Origin of the sequence: Paenibacillus rhizosphaerae (assembly GCF_014192015.1) — a bacterium.
Classification (GTDB): Bacteria; Bacillota; Bacilli; order Paenibacillales; family Paenibacillaceae; genus Paenibacillus_AQ; species Paenibacillus_AQ rhizosphaerae.
Genome location: NZ_JACHXJ010000002.1, coordinates 998,288 through 1,016,935 on the forward strand (window position 1 = coordinate 998,288; position 18,648 = coordinate 1,016,935).

Annotated in this window: 17 protein-coding genes; 13 read left to right on the top strand and 4 right to left on the bottom strand. The window is 53.5% G+C overall.

The window, feature by feature from the left end; all coding sequences use genetic code 11:
• The first annotated feature begins 170 nt into the window (after nt 1-170).
• From FHS19_RS13175 to FHS19_RS13185, 3 genes are all read left to right on the top strand, one after another.
• On the top strand, nt 171-1,610 hold the full coding sequence (locus FHS19_RS13175; protein WP_183582253.1) for an ABC transporter substrate-binding protein: 1,440 nt from the start codon (nt 171-173) through the stop codon (nt 1,608-1,610).
• Nucleotides 1,611-1,704: 94 nt separating this feature from the next.
• Entirely contained in the window at nt 1,705-2,598 is an 894-nt protein-coding gene (locus FHS19_RS13180; protein ID WP_183582254.1) for a carbohydrate ABC transporter permease, read from the top strand.
• A 15-nt stretch (nt 2,599-2,613) separates the two neighbouring features.
• A complete protein-coding gene (locus FHS19_RS13185; RefSeq protein WP_183582255.1) occupies nt 2,614-3,447 on the top strand; it encodes a carbohydrate ABC transporter permease in 834 nt (277 codons plus the stop codon).
• 164 nt (nt 3,448-3,611) lie between these two features.
• On the opposite strand, the gene FHS19_RS13190 is transcribed toward FHS19_RS13185, so the two are convergent.
• Both FHS19_RS13190 and FHS19_RS13195 read right to left on the bottom strand, forming a co-directional pair.
• Complete coding sequence (locus FHS19_RS13190; RefSeq protein ID WP_183582256.1) at nt 3,612-4,148, bottom strand: DUF1697 domain-containing protein; 537 nt, start codon at nt 4,146-4,148, stop codon at nt 3,612-3,614.
• Nucleotides 4,149-4,216: 68 nt separating this feature from the next.
• A complete protein-coding gene (locus tag FHS19_RS13195; protein WP_183582257.1) occupies nt 4,217-5,221 on the bottom strand; it encodes a tetratricopeptide repeat protein in 1,005 nt (334 codons plus the stop codon).
• A 284-nt stretch (nt 5,222-5,505) separates the two neighbouring features.
• On the opposite strand from FHS19_RS13195, the gene FHS19_RS13200 reads away from it, so the two are divergent.
• Complete coding sequence (locus FHS19_RS13200; RefSeq protein WP_183582258.1) at nt 5,506-6,081, top strand: TetR/AcrR family transcriptional regulator; 576 nt, start codon at nt 5,506-5,508, stop codon at nt 6,079-6,081.
• A gap of 270 nt (nt 6,082-6,351) precedes the next feature.
• On the opposite strand, the gene FHS19_RS13205 is transcribed toward FHS19_RS13200, so the two are convergent.
• The gene (locus FHS19_RS13205) at nt 6,352-7,293 is read right to left on the bottom strand and encodes a copper amine oxidase N-terminal domain-containing protein (RefSeq protein ID WP_183582259.1); all 942 of its coding nucleotides are present in this window, start codon (nt 7,291-7,293) and stop codon (nt 6,352-6,354) included.
• Nucleotides 7,294-7,457: 164 nt separating this feature from the next.
• Here FHS19_RS13205 and FHS19_RS13210 point away from each other — a divergent pair, with 164 nt between their 5' ends.
• Nucleotides 7,458-8,072, top strand: a complete 615-nt coding sequence (locus FHS19_RS13210; protein WP_246426558.1) for an NADPH-dependent F420 reductase — start codon at nt 7,458-7,460, stop codon at nt 8,070-8,072.
• Between the two features lie 38 nt (nt 8,073-8,110).
• On the opposite strand, the gene FHS19_RS13215 is transcribed toward FHS19_RS13210, so the two are convergent.
• Nucleotides 8,111-9,016, bottom strand: coding sequence for a LysR family transcriptional regulator (locus FHS19_RS13215; protein WP_183582261.1), 906 nt, complete (start codon nt 9,014-9,016; stop codon nt 8,111-8,113).
• Nucleotides 9,017-9,123: 107 nt separating this feature from the next.
• Between FHS19_RS13215 and FHS19_RS13220 the strand changes: the two genes are divergently transcribed.
• From FHS19_RS13220 to FHS19_RS13255, 8 genes are all read left to right on the top strand, one after another.
• Entirely contained in the window at nt 9,124-10,410 is a 1,287-nt protein-coding gene (locus tag FHS19_RS13220) for an adenylosuccinate synthase (protein ID WP_183582262.1), read from the top strand.
• A gap of 233 nt (nt 10,411-10,643) precedes the next feature.
• A complete protein-coding gene (locus tag FHS19_RS13225; RefSeq protein ID WP_183582263.1) occupies nt 10,644-11,318 on the top strand; it encodes an SOS response-associated peptidase in 675 nt (224 codons plus the stop codon).
• A 504-nt stretch (nt 11,319-11,822) separates the two neighbouring features.
• Nucleotides 11,823-12,425, top strand: coding sequence for a nitroreductase family protein (locus FHS19_RS13230; RefSeq protein ID WP_183582264.1), 603 nt, complete (start codon nt 11,823-11,825; stop codon nt 12,423-12,425).
• Between the two features lie 175 nt (nt 12,426-12,600).
• Nucleotides 12,601-13,872, top strand: coding sequence for a WD40/YVTN/BNR-like repeat-containing protein (locus tag FHS19_RS13235; protein ID WP_183582265.1), 1,272 nt, complete (start codon nt 12,601-12,603; stop codon nt 13,870-13,872).
• Between the two features lie 108 nt (nt 13,873-13,980).
• Nucleotides 13,981-14,412, top strand: a complete 432-nt coding sequence (locus FHS19_RS13240) for a DUF2500 domain-containing protein (RefSeq protein ID WP_152398039.1) — start codon at nt 13,981-13,983, stop codon at nt 14,410-14,412.
• A gap of 174 nt (nt 14,413-14,586) precedes the next feature.
• The gene (locus FHS19_RS13245; RefSeq protein WP_183582266.1) at nt 14,587-15,336 is read left to right on the top strand and encodes an SDR family NAD(P)-dependent oxidoreductase; all 750 of its coding nucleotides are present in this window, start codon (nt 14,587-14,589) and stop codon (nt 15,334-15,336) included.
• 219 nt (nt 15,337-15,555) lie between these two features.
• On the top strand, nt 15,556-17,364 hold the full coding sequence (locus tag FHS19_RS13250; protein WP_183582267.1) for a glycoside hydrolase family protein: 1,809 nt from the start codon (nt 15,556-15,558) through the stop codon (nt 17,362-17,364).
• An 89-nt stretch (nt 17,365-17,453) separates the two neighbouring features.
• The gene (locus FHS19_RS13255; RefSeq protein ID WP_183582268.1) at nt 17,454-18,557 is read left to right on the top strand and encodes a hypothetical protein; all 1,104 of its coding nucleotides are present in this window, start codon (nt 17,454-17,456) and stop codon (nt 18,555-18,557) included.
• Nucleotides 18,558-18,648 lie beyond the last annotated feature (91 nt).

The window sequence follows — 18,648 nt, forward strand, 5'->3', positions numbered from 1 at the left end:
GATGGAAGGGAACCGCCAGTGCCCTTGATGAGCAGGGCTTCTGTCCGGCCATCCCCAAAATATGTTGTTATGAAAACCTGAAATGCTAATACACATACATAGTAAAGCGCTTTACTCAAAGGCTTCAAGGCAGCAATCCCAAGGCTTTACATCAAAAAGGAGGGGCAAGCATGGTCAAAGGGAAAAAGAAATGGCTGCTCGGATCCACGGCGCTCTTATGCGCGTTAACGGTGGCGATGGCAGGCTGCTCCAGCGGCAGTGGCAGCACGAAGACGGCGGAACCGGGGACGGATACGACTACGACCACCGGCAATACGGATTCATCCGGCGAAGGAACCGCCAAGACGAAAACGACGATATCCATCACTTACCGGGACGACGGAATCGGGGAGAAGGGCACGTTCTACAAATGGCTGAAAGAGCTGTCCGAATCGTATCCGAACAAGGATGTGGAAATCAAGCCGACGCCGATCCAGGCGTCCGAGGGCGACTATTTTGCCAAAGTCGCTCTGGCGCTGAAGTCCAAGGATACCGCACCGGATATCGTTACGGAGGATACATTTATCCTCAACTCCGATGCCAGTGCCGGATACCTGGAACCGTTGGATGATAAGGTCAAGGAATGGGAGGACTGGACGAACGGCTCCTTTATCGAAGCGATGAAAAAAGGGGTTACGGCCAGTGACGGCAAGGTGTATGGGGTCCCATACAACACCGATTCACGGGGACTGTGGTACAACAAGGACATTTTTAAGCAGGCAGGACTTCCCGAAGATTGGCAGCCAAAAACGTGGGACGACGTGCTGAACGCGGCCCGGACGATCAAAGAGAAAACGAAGGATGTCGTGCCGATCTGGATGAACATGGGCAAGGCGACAGGGGAAGCCACCTCGATGCAAACGTACGAAATGCTGCTGTACGGCACCGGGGAACGCCTTTATGACAACGATACCAGCAAGTGGATCATCAAGAGCCAGGGCATCATCGACGCATTGACTTTCATCCAGACGGTCAACAAGGAGAAGCTGGGGCCGCCGCTGTCCAAAGTGCTGAACGGCCAGGCGGGTAATACCGCGTCCCGCGAATATTTGCCGAAAGGCAAGCTGGCGATTTCGCTCGACGGATCGTGGATTACCGGCAACTACTTTGATACCGGAGCTGCCCCTTGGCCGGAGTATAAAGACGTGCTGGGCTTTGCCCCGATGCCGACCAGCAAAGGCCAGGATCCGGGTTCCATCACGCTCGCCGGCGGATGGGCGCTGTCCATCCCGAGCAACGCGCAGCATAAAGACGAGGCGTGGGACTTCATTAAGTACGCTTTGAACAAGGACAATACGAAAAAGCTGGTCATCGCTTCCGGCAACATTACCGTCCGTGCGGACGTCGCCAAGGATCCCGAATATACGGCGCAGCCGTTTAACGGCATCGCGACCGAATACCTGCAGCACGCCGAGTTCAGACCGGCGCAGGACAAATATCCGGAAGTGTCCACACAGATCCAGACGATGGTCGAAAGCGTCGCCACCGGTACCTCTCCTGCGGATGCGGCAAAGAAATACGCGCAGGATGTAACCCGGATTGTCGGTGAGGATCATATCGTAGAGAAGTAAAGGATCAAAGCTTGCTCATGCTGCGGCTTCCGGCGGGAAGAGCGCGTGGGCAAGCGGTTTTATTTTCAGCTTAGGGGAAGGAGACGTAACCTGGATGAGCAGTTTGACCGTACCTTCGGTATACAAAAAAAGAAAGTCATATACTTGGCTCTACTTCCTGCTTCCTTCAATCGCGATCATGCTCGTGTTTTTCATTTATCCGATCCTGCTGACGTTTTTTTATTCGTTCACCAACCTGGCGTTGACGGGGGAAGCGGCCAAGGAACTGAAATTCGTCGGCATCGATAACTATATCCGCATGTTCCATGATCCCACGGTCCGGGTGAGTATTTGGAACACGCTGATCTTCCTGATCGGCTCGGCTGTCATCGGCCAGCAGGTGCTCGGATTTATCATCGCGCTCTTGATGAAACACAAAAACCGGCTGTTCCGCCGGGTCATCGGCACGATCGTACTGGCTGGATGGGTCACCCCGGAAATCGTCTGTGCGCTCTGCTTATACAGCTTTTTCGGCGATGAAGGGACGCTGAATGCCATTCTTTCCTTCGTCGGTATCTCTGACGTGACCTGGCTCTATACCGTACCGATGCTGACCGTCATTTTGGCGAACATTTGGCACGGCACCGCCTTTTCCATGCTGGTGTTTCAAGCTGCGCTCGACGACGTACCGACGGAGATCGAAGAAGCGGCTGTCGTAGACGGGGCCTCCCGGCTGCAAATCTTGTGCCGTATCACCATCCCTTACATAAAGGACACCATTCTGACCAATATGATGCTCGTCACGCTGCAGACACTTGGCGTCTTTGGCCTGATTTATGCGATGACGGGCGGGGGACCGGGAACGTCGACGACGACGCTGCCGATTTTTATGTACAACCAGGCCTTCGTCAATTACCAGCTCGGGTACGGCACAGCCATATCGCTGCTGCTCCTCCTGCTGGGCATCGTGCTGAGCCTGTTTTACATCCGCTCAATGAAAGAGCAATAAACAAGGAGAATTCGTATGAACGCGAAACAACGCAAACTCATCTACCGTATACTGCCGTATTTGATCCTTACCGTCATCGGGATCTGCTTTCTGCTCCCGCTGCTGTGGGTGCTGGTCGCGTCCGTCGATTCCAATGCGCTGCAGTCGCTGAAAATGCCAACCCGGTTCACGGGGGCCAATTACGGCGACGTGATGACGAACGGCGAGAATCAGCGCGCCTTTCTGATCGGTCTTGTGATGTCGCTCGGCCAAGCCGTCATCGTCGTCATTCTCGGACTCCTAGCCGCCTATCCGCTGTCCCGGTATCAAATGAAGTACAAGAAGCCGTTTATGCTGACCATTCTGTTCATGACTTCGCTGCCGATTACGGCGGTCATGGTTCCCGTGTATCAGCTGTTTCTCAGCCTGAAGCTGTACAACAACATCTTCGGCGTCATTCTGTTCTATGTCGCTTCCTCGATGCCGTACGGCATTTGGATGCTGAAAAACTTCATGGATTCCGTGCCGAACGATATGGAGGAGGCCGCATGGGTCGACGGCGCATCGGTATTTACCGGAATTCGCAAGGTGGTGGCCCCGCTCATGATCCCCGGGATCTGCACCGTGGCCATCTTTACGTTCTCGGGGAGCTGGGGCAATTTCTTCGTCCCGTACATTCTGCTTCAGTCTCCGGAAAATTTTCCGGCGTCGCTCAAGCTGTATCAGTTCTTTGGCCAATACGGCATGGCGGATTACGGCAAGCTGGCGGCTTTCTCCGTCCTCTATGCGCTCCCTTCGGTCGTGCTGTATATTTTGTCGCAGCAGTTTATGTCCAAAGGCTTCGGGCTGCAGGGCGGGACAAAGGGGTAAACCCTGCGTTTGTATTAGATGTATTTGGTTCGCGTCTACTTGCAGGGTCTATGCTAATAGATGTGAAAAAGCAGGCAGTGGAACGGGAACGTTCCTTTGCCTGCTTTTTTGGTGAAGCGGGGTACTTCCAATGAATAGATTTCCAGCAGCCGGGCAATTAGCCGTTACAACGTTTTGGCCAGCTCATTCAGCTTGTTCATCGTGTTCCAGTTTCTAGCTGTAGCCGGAACGCCCAGCTTGGACAAATTCGCGGCGAGCTTGGAATCCCGTATGCTTTGCCGGAGCATCAGGTAGACGACATCGACGTCGATATGGTAGTCGTCCCCGCCTTTATCAAAGGCCGCCAGCTTGTCCAGCCCTTCCTGGGAGGGCTGCTCGGTGAGCAGGGAGACGTGGATGCTTTCGCCTTCGACCACAGCAGAGGCATCAAATGGACATCTTGCGATGATCTGCTGCATGTCCTCCGCGGATTTCAGGGCGACCGATACCGGCTTGCCGATCGCCTTTTCCAGAAACTGCTCAATTTTGGACTTCAGTCTATGCGGTTCTTCATCGCTTTTAAACAAGACGTTCCCGCTTTGAATATACGTTTTGACATGGTGGAAGCCCATGTTCTCGAACATTTTCTTGAGCTCGGTCATTTTCACCAGATTGTGTCCGCCAACGTTAATGCCCCGCAGCAGTGCGATATATACCGTCATCCATCGGCCGCCCCGTTTCGTTTTTTAATCCAGTATAACATACATTTACTGGAACTCAGCTTAGAGAATCACGTGCGATTGCTCAATTGTTTCAGCCTTTCTTCTGCTCTGTGAACGGCCAGCGGGAGCTTGAGTTCATGCCCTAAGCGGAGAGCCCTTTCGTAATAAGTACGGGCGGCATCAACCCTTTGTTGTGTGAGTTCAATATCGCCGAGGGTGAGGCAGGAGGAAGAAACGGCTCTTAGATATCCCATCTCCTCTCCCAAGCGGGTGGCGGTTTCGGCATGCTGCCGAGCCGTTTCGATCTGGCCGCGTTTCAGGTAAATGTCGCTCAGCAGCAGATGATCCAGCGGCAGATGGGGCTTGAACCCTGCGGTTTCCCGCAGGGATAAAGCGTGCTGTGCAAATTTTAAAGCTTCGTCCAGGTCTCCGGATTGAAACGCATGGAAAGCAAAATGTCGTGCAGGCTCACTTTGCTCTAACGGAAAATGATGCTCCTCAGCGATTCGGGCTGCCTGAGCGTAATAATTCAGGGCCATCTCCTTCTTTTGCCAGCGTTCATGCACGGTACCGATTTGAAAATACGATTCGCTTATGCCGCGGTTGTCCTGAAGCTCGACCCTAAGCTGCAATGCCTGCTCATGATAATTCAAAGCCTTTTTATATTGTCCGCTAGTGCTCTCGATCGTTGGGCTAGCATTCAGTTCAGCAAAATAGTGGGCAGTACCCAGGGAACTCAGCGCATCGGCCAGGCTTTTTCGGTCTTTGGATTGCTCAGCGAGACGCCGGGCTTCATTCAATACGGAAAACATAGGTTCCGGATCGCCGTTGGTGTAGACATATTCATTGGCTTGTATTTTGCCAAGCTGCAGCAAAATCGGAAGACGCAGGTGCTGCACATCACGGATGCCGGTTATCGGGAGAAGCTGATTCAGGATGTGCAGCGCCTCCTTGGAGCGTCCGTTCCAAAAGTAAATCTGGGTGAGACTGACAAGCTCTTTTAAAGAAGAATCGAATCTACCGCTCAGCTCGCTTTTTGCTTCAATTTTTGTGTCCGCTGCATATTTTTCCATCAGATCACTCCCTTTGCTGCCGAGCTCAGATTTCTTCGATAATCCTGCTGTGCAACGGAGTCAATTCTAAGTAGCATATTCTCCCTCGTTGCAATGCAGATCCGTACGAAAATATCACTTTCTTTACTAGGCTCGGTCCTTGAGATAAGATCATTTTAAATCGGTACAGCGGACAGAACCATGTACAAAACACGGCCAGTGTTCAGTTTTGGACATTGAGGAAAAATTGTTCAACATTCGGCTGCTAAGAATGGTATAAATCCAGCCGAAAGGGAGGGATGGATATGGCAAATACCGATCGACACGGTGATCGCAGAATCGAGCGCACACGTCTGCTGCTTCGGGAAGGGTTCGTCGAGATGATCCGGGAAAAGGGATTTTCCGCCATGAGCGTGCAGGACATCACAGAGCGGGCGAATGTGAGCCGGGGGACGTTTTACATCCATTACACGGATAAATATATGCTCCTGGATCATGTCATCCGGGACAACTTCAGCAAGCTGCTGATGAATGCCGTTCCGCCGAATTCATCGTGGAACCGCGAGACTGCCCGAAAGATCATTATTGCTGTTCTTCTGTGCTTTGAGGGTAAATATAGCCACCGGCAGCCATCCAGCAGGGTACCGGTTTCGATTTTGGAGGAGACCATCCATGAAGAATTAACCCGTTATATCTCAGGGTTGATGAGGAATGATCCTGGTTATCCGCTTGATGATCCATTGCAGCTTAAAGCACGGGCAAGGGCCGTTAGTTGGGCTATTTTTGGTTCGGCCATTCAGTGGGCGCGGGAGCCGCAGACTTTGTCCGAGGAACAGATGGCAGAGGTTATATTGTCTGTTGTGGAAGTGGGGAGGAGGTAGCGTTGAAAAGGCGGCTTGAGACTGCCCGCTGACACCGGCTTCGAGACGATCCCATATACGGAACACCAGCCCGATTTATATCTACCCAGCGAGCGTTACCGAATGAATCCTGAAGGGCGTATAACGAAACCCCTATTTTTGGGAAACTCAAAGCAAAAGTGCACTTAAACCCGTCCAATCGAGCAGAAATTCGGTTGAATGGCTGAGTTAGGTGCACTTTTTGCACTTATATACCGCGCATAAATACCTACAGGAAGCGAAATACAGCAATCATTTCTTCACATCGGTCCGGACCTCATCAGGCAGCTTAAGTATAAGAGATCCAGACTGCTCCCGAATCTCCCCGTCTTGCGTCAGCTTATATGCCAGCTTGTTCAGCTTTCCATCCGGATCCAGACGTCCCGCTGTATACGTATTGATGTTCACAATGCTGCCTTCACGGTAATAAAAATAGGTAGTATTCTTCCAGGGTAACGGTCCGGTTGCGTCCGTAAATTTCTGCTGCGCAAACAGCTCTTCTACTGGTCTCACGCCCGGCGAGATATGCGCCTGCCAGGTGACGATCTGCATCCCACCTTTGAGCTCGATCCGAGATACCAGGTTGTCGGAAATGACGTAATACCGGGTGCCCACCCCTTGAGGGAACAGAAAGATGGTACTGAACCCTTCGGAAGTATGCTCGCTGCTCAAGGCTTCATGCTCATAATGCAGGCGACTGTTCATATCGAGCATCATCCGGCGGGCGTCGGCCAGGTCACCTGAATTCAGCACAGCCAGCTGCATCGGATTCAGCGGAGACTGTAACGATACCGACGTGCCTTTTATCTCCAAACGGTAACCCAGCCATTCGCTCCACAAACGCAGCGGTACATACATTTGATTATGAATGTTTTGCATAGGCACATCCAGCTTGATTTTGGTCGACCAATCTCCTTGCTTCACCATAGCTGCGTTTTTACCGAGCGAGATCACAACCCTCTCCGACCATTTGTGGACGGTCGCTGTCTGGGTTTTGGCATCCCAGGAGACCGATGCATGGATGGAATTGGCTAAGGTACGCAAGGGGACCAGCACCCGCCCGTCTTTCAGCACAGGTGCTGCATTCGGAACTTCAACATTTTCCATATATACCTTATCCGGAACAGCCGCATAGACGGACGAGCCAGACATGAGCAAGCATGCGGCAGTGATCGCCCCAATAATCTTTTTCATACAAAGTTCACTCCTTTTTATCTAAGACGTCTGAATAGGGGAAGAGGTTACCCGGATTAAAAATGTTGATGTCATGACTTGCGCTGGAGACGACTCCAGCGATTAGAATGCTTGAGAGAGGGGCATGCACCCCCTCGATATATCCATCGCAAAGGAGAATGACGATGAAAATCGGTGTGATCGGAACGGGCCACATGGGTGGAACGCTCGGGAAAAAATGGGCTGCGGAGGGGCATGAGGTGATGTTCGGCACTCGGGATCCGCATCATGAGAGAATTCAAGCTCTACTTCAGGAGGCCGGGCCTCAGGCACAGGCGGGAACCGTGCGGGAAGCGGCTGCTTTGGGCGAAGTCATCCTGCTGGCCGTGATGGTGGACGAAGTGGAAAGGGTACTGGCGGAAGCCGGAACTCTAGCCGGAAAAATTTTGATCAATTGCACCAACCGTTTCGACGGGCAGTCCGCGGATCAGGAGGTGCGTAGGCTGGCGCAGGAGGCGAAGATTGTCCGGGCTTTCCATACCCTTCCTTGGGAAGTGCTTGCCCAGCCCCGATACGAGGAGGGCAATGCCACAGTTTTTATCAGCGGGGAGGATGACGAAGCAAAGGATACGGTTGCCCGGTTGTCCCGCGACATCGGTTTGGATCCGGTGGATGTCGGCGATTCCGGAAACATGGCATGGATTGAGGCCGGGATCGGCAAGCTGTGGCAGGCGCTGTCGCCCCGGTTCGGACGCGATTTCAGCTTTCGCTTGCTCCAGAGGGAATCTATGGATGCTTAAACCTGGGAGCGGGTCCGTCATTTCTCATTCGGGACCGGTTACTCAGGCTGTATTTCGGTTTTCAGCTGCGATAAAAAGCCGATAAACCGCTTCGATGCAGCCGAAAGAGGAACGTTTCTGAGCGTCGCAATCCCGATGTGCCGAAGTGGAATCGGAGGTGTCAATGGGATTTCCACCAGCTTGCCAGAGCCTATCTCTTCAGTGATGAATTGGCGCGTAATGAAGGTGAGCCCAAATCCGCTCTGGGCAAACTGTACCAAGAGATCAAGGCTGCCAAGCTCGAATTCCGGATGAAGGGTGGTGCCGTGCGCCGCGGCATAGCTGTCGAGAAATCGGCGCGTACTTCCACCCGGCTCCAGAAGCAGCAGGGGGTACCGGTGAAGCTCCGCCAAAGGCAGCGGCTGCCGTGCCAGTTCCGCATACTTCGGATGCCCGACAAGGCAGTCCTGCTGGGGTGCGCTTGGCCAAAAATCGATTTTGGGATCCTCCGCAGGCAGGTTTACGATCCCGAAGTCGATTTTTCCCTCTTTTAACAATGCGATCGTCTCCGGTGTCGTCCGGTTCGTGACATGGACCCGTATGTCCGGATATTCCTGGTGAAACTGCTCGAGGAAGGGAAGCAGGTAATGCTTGCACAAAGTGTCGCTCGCTCCGATATGGATTTCCCCGAGCAGCAGATTTTGCATCTCGGCCATCTTCTTCTCCCCGACGTCAAGCATCTGCATGGCTTGTTCCACGTAGCCGTACAACACTTCGCCTTCTGCGGTTAACGTGACTCCTTTGGCTGTCCGGAAAAAAATAACCCCGCCAAGAGCACCTTCCAATTGCTTTAACGTATGACTGACCGCAGGCTGGGTAATATGCAGCTGCTCCGCCGCCTTCGTCAAACTGCCGAGCTTGGCCGTCCAGTAAAATACACGGTACCATTCCATTTGAATGTTCATTGTCATTACCTCAATTTATATAGATCATTATTAATATCAATTTTACTTATGCGATCAACCCCAATTATAATGATCCGTGTAAAGGAAAACAAGAGGAGGCCAAACCATTGACCGTAACAGCGATTGTTGGAGCCAACTGGGGCGATGAAGGAAAGGGAAAGATGACGGACGTGCTGGCAGCCAAATCATCTTACGTGGTGAGATATCAGGGCGGAAGCAATGCCGGGCACACGATTATTAACGAATACGGGAAATTCGGACTGCATATGCTGCCTTCCGGCGTGTTTTATCCGCATGTAACGAACGTGATTGGAACTGGGACGGCGCTGGATGTGAACGTACTTATGAACGAACGGGAAGCTTTACTGGCAAGAGGCGTCCCCGAACCGAAACTGGCCATATCGGACCGGGCACAGGTCGTCCTGCCGATTCACCGGCTGCTGGATGAGCTGGAGGAGGAGCGCTTGGGGGCACGCAGCTTTGGCTCGACGAAGCAGGGGATTGCTCCGTTTTACGCTGATAAATACGCCAAGCTCGGCGTACAGGTGGCCGATCTGTACAATAAAGAAAGACTTCGGCGCCGGCTGGAACAGATGCTGGAAGCCAAAAATGTTCTGCTGGCACATCTTTATGGTCATCAGCCTCTTTCTCCGGAGGATCTAATGCCTGCATTACTGGAGCAGGGCGAGAAGATTCGTCCGTTCGTGTGCGATACGGCTCAAATGCTGAACGAGGCATACCGCAACGGGGAAGGCATTTTGTTGGAAGGACAGCTGGGAGCGCTGCGGGACCCCGATCACGGCATTTACCCGTTCTCCACGTCCTCCTCGACGTTGGCGGGATTCGCGCCGGTTGGCGCCGGCCTGCCGCCGTATGCGATATCCCAGGTGGTGACTGTGGTCAAAGCGTATTCGAGCTGCGTCGGTGCCGGCCCGTTCGTGACCGAGCTGGCGGGCGAAGAAGCGGAAGAGCTGCGCCGGCGCGGTGGCGATGCAGGCGAATACGGCGTACTAACCGGACGTCCGAGACGCGTGGGCTGGTTCGATGCGGTGGCCACCCGCTACGGCTGTATGATTCAAGGAGCCACCGAGATCGCGTTAACGAATCTGGACGTGCTCGGTTACCTGGACCAAATCCCTGTATGTATCGGGTATCAGCTTGCAGACGGGACGGTGACCGACCGGTTTCCAGTAAGCGCGAAGCTGGATGAAGCCAAGCCGGTTCTGCAGCATCACAAGGGCTGGAACTGTGACATTACCGGCATTCGTTCCTATGAAGAGCTGCCTGAGGCGGCGAAGCGATATATCGAGGTGATCGAAGTGACCGCACGGGTGAAAGTAAAATACGTGTCCGTGGGGCCCAAACGGGATCAACTGATCATACGTCATCTTTAGAGCTTGATCGATTCGCCGATCGATCCGCTTCAGTCCGAAAGCTTCCGGGCAGCCGCGGATCATCTGCTGCCACGCGTGGACCTGACGTAAATTCCGGCAGTGTTTTCCGAGTAACCAAGCGTCAGAACGGTTCCCTCCGCGAAGGGGCCGTTTTTTTGTTGTGCAAGCGGTTGGCATATGAATAATTTCCCTCCAGTGGCAAACAATACGGGGTAAAGGGAGGCTGATGCTTCATGTGTCAACGTTTTTCCATGGCCGCCGAGCTGCCGGAGGTTCAGGAGCATTTTCAAATCGAACGGGTGATGTACTACTATAAAAACCGCTACAACATTAGCCCGACGCAGCATACGCCGGTGGTGCTCCAGCAGGACGGGGCGCGGATCCTGGATGAATTCCGCTGGGGCTTTATCCCTTATTGGGGAAAAGACGCGATCAATGCCGACCTTCGGAATGTGCACCAGAACCCCAGTTACCGGAAAATGGTGGACAAGCAGCGCTGCGTGATCCCCTGCAACGGATTTTACTACTGGAAGAGGGAAGGCAAAAAGTCTTATCCTGTCCGTGTAGTGATGAAAAACCGCGGCATGTTCGGGGTGGCCGGTCTGTACGAAATTTGGCGGGATACGCGTGGAGAGCCGCTGCGCACCTGTACCTTGGTCATGACGGATGCCAATCCGCTGATCGGTGAATTCGACACCCGGATGCCGGCGATTCTGTCACCAGGGGACATGGAACGATGGCTGGATGAAAGGACGATGGATCTGGACGTGCTGGATCCGATTCTGCGTACGCATTCAGCCGAAGAGATGCATGCGTATGCAGTCACGCCGCTCATTGACAACGACACGCACGACACAGAGGAATGCATCCAGGAAATGAACTTGGAGCGGGCCTGGGTGAAACGATAAATTTAAAGCGGTTGATCACCGCTTACGAAAAATCCTTGCGGCAGAGCAGCGGGAGGGGGTCCAACGTCTTTTCGTGCTGAATCCGCTGCAAGGATTTTTTTAGTTTACCGCCGGGCGGCCGGCAAATTGACAACCCCGGTATGCATCTCCTAGAATTCGACTAGGATCTAAGTCAACGAAAAGGTGGACGTATCATGTCTCCGCGCACCAAAGAACAACATGAGGATAATCCGCAGGCAGTGGAAATTCAGATCCGGGTCGACCGGGGGCAGAGGTCATGAAGCGTACCATTGAAACCGAAGCACGGAACAACGTGTAACTAAAGGGCAGGTATTTTTCGTGGTGTTAAGCGGAAGGGGCCTGTCTTTTTTTATGCAAACCATCCCAGCTGGTTCGCATATTACAAAAGCAGGTTGGGAAAGTTAACCGGTAACGGCCAATGTACATTTTCCTTGGTCCAGGCACATTGTCGCCAGATATTTAACATGGAGGTAAGAAAGAGCGATGTCCAAGGATTTTATCGAGGCACTGAAAAGAAGACGTTCCATCTATACCATCAGCAAACAGAATGTGACCACCGACGAGCGCATTCAGGAAATCGTGGAGGACGCGGTCAAGCATGCGCCTTCCTCGTTCAATTCCCAAACCTCCCGTGTGGTAGTTCTGCTGGGGTCCAACCATGACCGCTTGTGGGATATTACGGAAGATATTTTGCGCGAGATCGTCAACAATCCGGAGGCTTTCAAATCGACCGAGCAAAAGATCGGTTCGTTCCGCAGCGGCTACGGCACCGTGTTGTTCTATGAAGACATGGACGTCGTCCGTAAATTTCAGGACCAATTCGCAGCCTACAGCGAAAACTTCCCGATTTGGTCGAATCAGACCTCGGGAATGGTGCAGCTGATCGTATGGACGGCGCTGGAGCTTGAAGGTTTCGGCGCTTCGCTTCAGCATTACAACCCGCTGATCGACGAGCGTGTCCGCGGAGAATGGAACCTTCCCGAATCCTGGAAGCTGATCGCCCAAATGCCTTTCGGCAAACCGACGGCGCCAGCGGGAGACAAGGAGTTCCAGCCGATCGCGGAACGCGTGAAGGTAGTTCGCTGATCCATTGCGCTTGTACCAGTAAACAACACCCGGTGTCCTTCATCAGGATGCCGGGTGTTTTTATGTGCCATTGCATACCAGTCGTGCCCGACTGGCGTGAGCACCGCTTTATGTTATAATATTTATTTTAGAAGATGACTTGAGTGTAAGGGTCCTCAGCGAAGGAGGAATGTGAATGAAACGGTGGAAACAATGGACGGGCATAGGCCTCCTGTTCTGTTTATTGCTCTCTGCCTGCACATCAGAGAAGGAAGAACCCGCGTCCGTGCCTGTCCCGAATCCCGAGCCTGCGGAGCTGGGACAAACGCTGACCGTGGTCCCGACAGAATCAGCCAAGTCCGCTGCGGACGATTCGTCCCAATATCAAATACAGACCCGCTTGACGGACTTCCAGCTTCTCAGCGGGACGACGGGCATCGCGTGGGGACTGACGCGAAATGAGCTGCGGATGTACCTCACGGATGACAACGGAAAAACGTGGGTCAACATCTCGCCGGCTTCCAATGTACAATTTCCCGACAATTTAAAATATGGAAGAGACTTGTATTTCAAAGACCGGATGAACGGCTGGCTGGTCCGCAGCGCATCCGGCACGTCGGAGACGATCGTGCTGCATACGTTGGACGGAGGGGGTTCCTGGAAAGTAGCCTCCATCCCGGACAAGAACAAGGTGACCTCGATCTTTTTCGAATCCGATCACGTCGGCTGGATTATGCTAACCGCGGAATCATCGACGGGCAAACAGGATAAAACGCTGTATAAAACCGTAGACGGCGGAGCCAAATGGAAAATGGTGATGCATAATTATATCAGCAGCATGCAGACGTCGACGCAGGGAGCCATTCCACCGCTCGGTTATGCGATGGGCATGACCTTCACCAGCCCGTCTAAAGGCTTTACGATGATTCAGGAGCTGGGGGTGCCGAAGCTGTACCGTACACAGGATGGAGGCAGCGAGTGGAGTGAAGGACCGGCGTTTTTTAACCGGGACAAGCTGGCATCCTGCAGCGGATTTATCCCGTCAAGCCCGGAATTTTTCGATGCGTCCAATACGGAAGGCTGGATTCCGGTCGGCTGCCAGGTCGGAGATTCGGCTAAATACAATGGCTTTTTCACGACGAACCAAGGCCAGACCTGGACGTTCGCCCCTTTTAACCTGGGTTGGAATAAGGGGGTAAACCAGTCGCTTCGCCCTTCATTTATTAATTCTACGCAAGGCTGGGCCCTGGTCGGAAATCTAATGTATCATACCGAAGACCAAGGGAAGACGTGGTTGCCTCTGCCTGCTAGCCGCGTGCTGACCGGTATATTGAAGGAATATCCCGAGGTCGGTAAGCTTCAGTTCAGCTCGCAGCGAGTCGGCTGGATGCTCGTTGAGAAGAATGACGAAATGCGATCACTGCTCCTTCAGACGATTGATGGGGGAATTACATGGAAAGTGCTCTGATCCCGTAAGTTTGGCATCAAGTTCTTCAAATGGACGCATATACTGTTAATGACCATGCTATGCGTGTCACTGTGAAGCTTGAAGCTGGTGGATGGAAGGGGGAAGAGCATGGGAGATACGTCTTTCTGGATGTTCGATTTCTTCGGAAAGGTCATGCCGATCTTTTTTGTCGTTGTTATCGGAATTATTCTACTGTCTGCTGGAAAAGGAATTCTGCAGTGGGGGCGCAACAACAAGCAGCCCGTGCTCACCGTGGATTCCCGGATTGTCAGCAAACGCAGTCAGGTCAGCCATCATCAACATCAAGATACCAATGACCATCTATCCAGCTATACGAAAACGACCTATTACCTTACTTTCGAAGTGGAGAGCGGCGACCGGATGGAGTTTACGGTCAGCGGCGAACAGTACGGTTTATGCGCCGAGGGCGACGCCGGCCGTCTTACCTTCCAGGGAACGAGATACCTGGGATTTCAGCGCTACATGCGCGTATCCGGAGAAGAAGGCACCCCGGGCGCTTTCCGGAGGATGAACCCCTAGTTTCGGAACACGAATCCAAAGAATGGAATTCATGCGTCTTCGGCAGATCGCTCTGCCAGAGGCGCTTTTTTTTCTGGCTTGCACGGGCTGCGTGCAGCACGGACGTTTCTTGATTCCCCGGCTGCGTTAAGGTTAAATAGAGACATCGAGATTAGATCTAAAGGAGGAATGGTCATGTCATTCGAAGGAAAAGTCGTCGTGGTGACCGGGGCGGCGCAGGGAATCGGAGAAGGGGTCGCCCGGGCTTTTGCCCGGCATGGAGCGCTGGTCGTCCTGGGCGATCATCATGAGGAGAAAGGCGCGGCAGCTGCGGCCTCCATCCGCCAGGACGGGGGACAAGCCGTGTTCTGCCCGTGCGACGTGCGAAGCGAAGCGGATATCAAAGGACTGATGCAGACGGCGGTGGACGAATACGGGCGGCTCGACGTCGTGATTAACAATGCCGGCGTGTCCCGCTGGAAGTCACCATACGATCTGACGGTGGAGGAATGGGATGACGTGCTGAACACCAATGCACGCAGCTGTTTCCTGGCGACCAGGGAAGCGGCCCGGATCATGAAGGAGAGGGGGATTCCCGGTTCCGTCGTGAACTTGGCGTCGACCCGTTCACTCATGTCGGAGCCGAATTCCGAGGCGTATGCCGCCTCCAAAGGGGCGATTGTGGCCTTGACGCATGCGATGGCCGTCTCACTTGGGCCGGACGGGATCCGTGTCAATTGCATCAGCCCGGGATGGATCGAAACGGGTGACTACTCCGCCCTGCGGGAGGAGGACCACAGTCAGCATCCGGCGGGACGCGTAGGTAAACCGGATGATATCGCCCGGGCTTGTCTATATTTGGCGGATCCGGACAATTCATTTGTAACCGGGACCCACCTCGTAGTCGATGGGGGCATGACCCGCAAAATGATATATGAACCGTAACTTTTCGACTAATCAAAAGGTACTAATCCTTTCCAGATTTTCTCTATAGCCAAGTAAAAGGAATAAATTACCTGCGGGATTTAGTTCCTTCTATGCAGTCGAGAAACCTGCTGCAGGAGGTGAGCCCAGCCTAATAAGGACTTGGGCTCATCTCTTTTTTTGACATCAATGCTATAATTACTCCGTTCTATTAGAGATCTATAGGAATGGAGGGAAATTATGATTGTCAAAAGTTCTCGAATTCTGCTGACCGCGCTGATGTGCCTTTCGGCTTGGCTGCTGATGGGGTTTTCGTCCCCATCCGAACCGGTCAAAGCCACTTGGGTATGGCAGACGGAGCTGATCGAGGATGGCGGGAAGGACCTGCTTGACTTTGCCCAAAACCAAGGAATCAACTTGATTTACTTACAGATTAATCGAGACATGCCGGCAAGCCGATATGAAGCTTTCATACAAAATGCTCATGCTGACAACATTGCCGTACATGCGCTCGGGGGAGACCCGGGTTGGGCACAGACCAAGCACCGTGACCGGCTTGTGGGCCTGGTGGATTGGGTAAACGATTATAACAACGCTGAAGCGTCTGACGCCCAGTTCGACGGCATCCATCTGGACATCGAACCTTATGTTCTTCCGGAATGGGGCACCGACCCGGAAGGGGTCATCGGGACCTGGATCAATAATATACAAGCATTCCTGGATGCGGCCCACGCTTCAAGCTCCAAGCTGGACCTCGGGATCGATCTCCCGTTCTGGTTTGACGGGTATACCGTCCCGGACCAGGGCGACGAGAAGCTGACCGAATGGTTTATGAAGTCGTTTGACCATGTGACCGTTCTGGCTTACCGCAATACGGTGGAATCGGAACACGGCATCGTGGAACTGGCCAGCGACGAGATGGAATCCGCCCAGCGGCTCGGCACCAAGGTCCTCGTGGCCGTCAATACGAAGCAAATGCCCGGTGAGGAACATACGTCCTTCTACGGTAGCGGCAAAAGCGAAATGGACCAATCGCTGAAATCGCTGTCCGGCGCGCTGGAATCCTATACTTCGTATGGTGGCATCGCGATTCACGACTTCCGCAACTGGGAGAACATGCCGGACGGTGAAGAACCGGGAGGCACTAATCCTGAGCCCGCACCAGAACCGGATCCCGCACCTAGTCCAGATCCGGAACCTGAAACACCGTCGGACGGCCAGGTGCCTGACCCCGATCCGGTTGACAGGGATAAGCAGGTGCGCGGCACCTACATATGGGAAGCCAATCAGGTCATGGAACACGGCCAGGAAATTATCGAATTTGCCAAGGAGAAGAAGCTGAACTGGCTGTTTGTCCGCCTGGATCTTCAGCAGCCGGTCGAGGCGTATCGTTCGTTTGTGAAGGAAGCCTCGGCGGCTGGCATTGAAGTACACGCCATGGGCGGTCACCCGATTTGGGCACTGACGGAGAACCGGCCTAAGATGATGAAACTGGTGAATTATGTGAAGAAATATAACCAGGAAGTGGCTGGGGACGAGCGTTTCCATGGCATTCATCTGGATATCGAGCCGTACGTGCTGCCGGAATGGAGAAAGGATCCGGACCATGTCCTGGAGGAGTGGACAGGCAATTTGACCGCTTTTGTCCAGGAAATCAAAAAGGATTCGAATCTGCAGGCCAGCATGGATTTAGCCGTTTGGCTGGACAAATACAAGGTTCCCGGTACGGAGGAATCCATCAGCAAGTGGATGATCGACAAGATGGACTTTGTATCTCTGATGGCATTCCGCGATACCGCGGGTGGTTCGAACGGAATCGCAGCCGTTTCCAAGGAAGAGATCGCCTTTGCCAATGAGCTTGGCAAGCCGATTCTCATCTCTGTCGAAATGAAGGACAGCGGGGAAGGGAACCATATTAATTTTGCCGAAGAAGGATCCGCCTATATGGAGGAAGAACTCGCCAAGCTGCCTGGGCTGCTGGCCGACTCGCCGTCCTATACCGGAAACGTCGTTCACGCTTACGACTACTGGAGAACCGCGAAACCTTAACCCGTTTTCCCTGGGCATTCACACAGATCTGCCGCCATGCATAACATAGGATGTAAACATTTTCGGACGACAAAGGAGTGTTGACCCGTATGGCGGTTCAAGTGAAGCATTATTTTGCGAGGGGAAATACGGCGGACGGTTTATATACGCTGTTTGATTCGGTACTGAGCGGCTTGGATACGGTCTTCGTACTGCAGGGCCGGGCAGGGACGGCGGTCTCGGCATTTCTCTCGGAGCTTGCGGAAGCATGGAGCCAAAAGGGCTGGAGCCTTCACTATATTCATCATCCGTTGAACCGAGACTGGCTGGAAGGCCTGATCCTGAAGGATATCGGCATCGGCGTTGTCGACGGAAACGCCTGGAGCGCCGATCCGGTTCTCGAAGGAACCGAAATCCGCATGATCGATCTGGAGGAAGCGATTTCCGCGGAGCTGCTGAACGAGCATGCCGGCGAAATTGAGGAAGCTGAACGGCAAACGAGCGCGCTTTACAGCAAAGCCTACGATACGTTCCAGAAAACGCTGCGGATCCATGATGAATGGGAAGCCTTCTATATCCAGAATCTGGACCGGGCCGTCATGGACCGGCTTGCCGAGGAGTGGGCAGAAGAACATCTTGTTCCGATCCGGCCAAGACGCGCCCATGCCGTTCACCGCTTCCTTGGCGCGGCTACCTGGGAAGGGGCTGTCGATTACGTTCTGAATTTAACGGATGGCCTGGAGAAGCGCGTCTTCGTCAAAGGCCGTCCGGGTTCCGGCAAGTCGACGCTGTTCAAACGTCTTGCCAAAGCGGCGGAGGAGAGAGGCGTCGACACGGAAATCTATCATTGCGGCTTTGATCCGAACAGCCTGGACATGATTATTTTTCCGCAGCAGAGCCTGGCGATCTTTGACAGCACGGCGCCCCATGAGCACTTTCCGAGCCGTGAAGGCGACGAAATCCTCGATGTTTACGAACTGGCGATTACGGCGGGAACCGACGAACGGTTTGAGGATCAGATCGCCGAAATTCGCGGCCGCTACTCCCGCTCGATGAAGGAAGCGATCGCCCTGCTGGCCACCGTCAGAGAAGTTCAGGAGCCTGTTCTGCGAATTTATGACCAGGCGGTCGACCGGGAGGCCATCCGCCGTTTGGCCGGGGAAATCTCGGCCGAAGTGGATGCCTTAACGAACTCGTCGGTCGTTGGCGATTAATCACGGATCCGCGTATTCGGATCATATGAAAGCCCTGTTTCCAAATCATTGGAAACGGGGCTTTTGGGTATACGGCTATCCCACAGCGACT

Coding starts and splice junctions, on each gene's coding strand:
- FHS19_RS13175 (WP_183582253.1), top strand. CDS start 171: ATGGTCAAAGGGAAAAAGAAATGGCTGCTCGGATCCACGGCGCTCTTA.
- FHS19_RS13180 (WP_183582254.1), top strand. CDS start 1,705: ATGAGCAGTTTGACCGTACCTTCGGTATACAAAAAAAGAAAGTCATAT.
- FHS19_RS13185 (WP_183582255.1), top strand. CDS start 2,614: ATGAACGCGAAACAACGCAAACTCATCTACCGTATACTGCCGTATTTG.
- FHS19_RS13190 (WP_183582256.1), bottom strand. CDS start 4,148: ATGACGGTATATATCGCACTGCTGCGGGGCATTAACGTTGGCGGACAC.
- FHS19_RS13195 (WP_183582257.1), bottom strand. CDS start 5,221: ATGGAAAAATATGCAGCGGACACAAAAATTGAAGCAAAAAGCGAGCTG.
- FHS19_RS13200 (WP_183582258.1), top strand. CDS start 5,506: ATGGCAAATACCGATCGACACGGTGATCGCAGAATCGAGCGCACACGT.
- FHS19_RS13205 (WP_183582259.1), bottom strand. CDS start 7,293: ATGAAAAAGATTATTGGGGCGATCACTGCCGCATGCTTGCTCATGTCT.
- FHS19_RS13210 (WP_246426558.1), top strand. CDS start 7,458: ATGAAAATCGGTGTGATCGGAACGGGCCACATGGGTGGAACGCTCGGG.
- FHS19_RS13215 (WP_183582261.1), bottom strand. CDS start 9,016: ATGAACATTCAAATGGAATGGTACCGTGTATTTTACTGGACGGCCAAG.
- FHS19_RS13225 (WP_183582263.1), top strand. CDS start 10,644: ATGTGTCAACGTTTTTCCATGGCCGCCGAGCTGCCGGAGGTTCAGGAG.
- FHS19_RS13230 (WP_183582264.1), top strand. CDS start 11,823: ATGTCCAAGGATTTTATCGAGGCACTGAAAAGAAGACGTTCCATCTAT.
- FHS19_RS13235 (WP_183582265.1), top strand. CDS start 12,601: ATGAAACGGTGGAAACAATGGACGGGCATAGGCCTCCTGTTCTGTTTA.
- FHS19_RS13240 (WP_152398039.1), top strand. CDS start 13,981: ATGGGAGATACGTCTTTCTGGATGTTCGATTTCTTCGGAAAGGTCATG.
- FHS19_RS13245 (WP_183582266.1), top strand. CDS start 14,587: ATGTCATTCGAAGGAAAAGTCGTCGTGGTGACCGGGGCGGCGCAGGGA.
- FHS19_RS13250 (WP_183582267.1), top strand. CDS start 15,556: ATGATTGTCAAAAGTTCTCGAATTCTGCTGACCGCGCTGATGTGCCTT.
- FHS19_RS13255 (WP_183582268.1), top strand. CDS start 17,454: ATGGCGGTTCAAGTGAAGCATTATTTTGCGAGGGGAAATACGGCGGAC.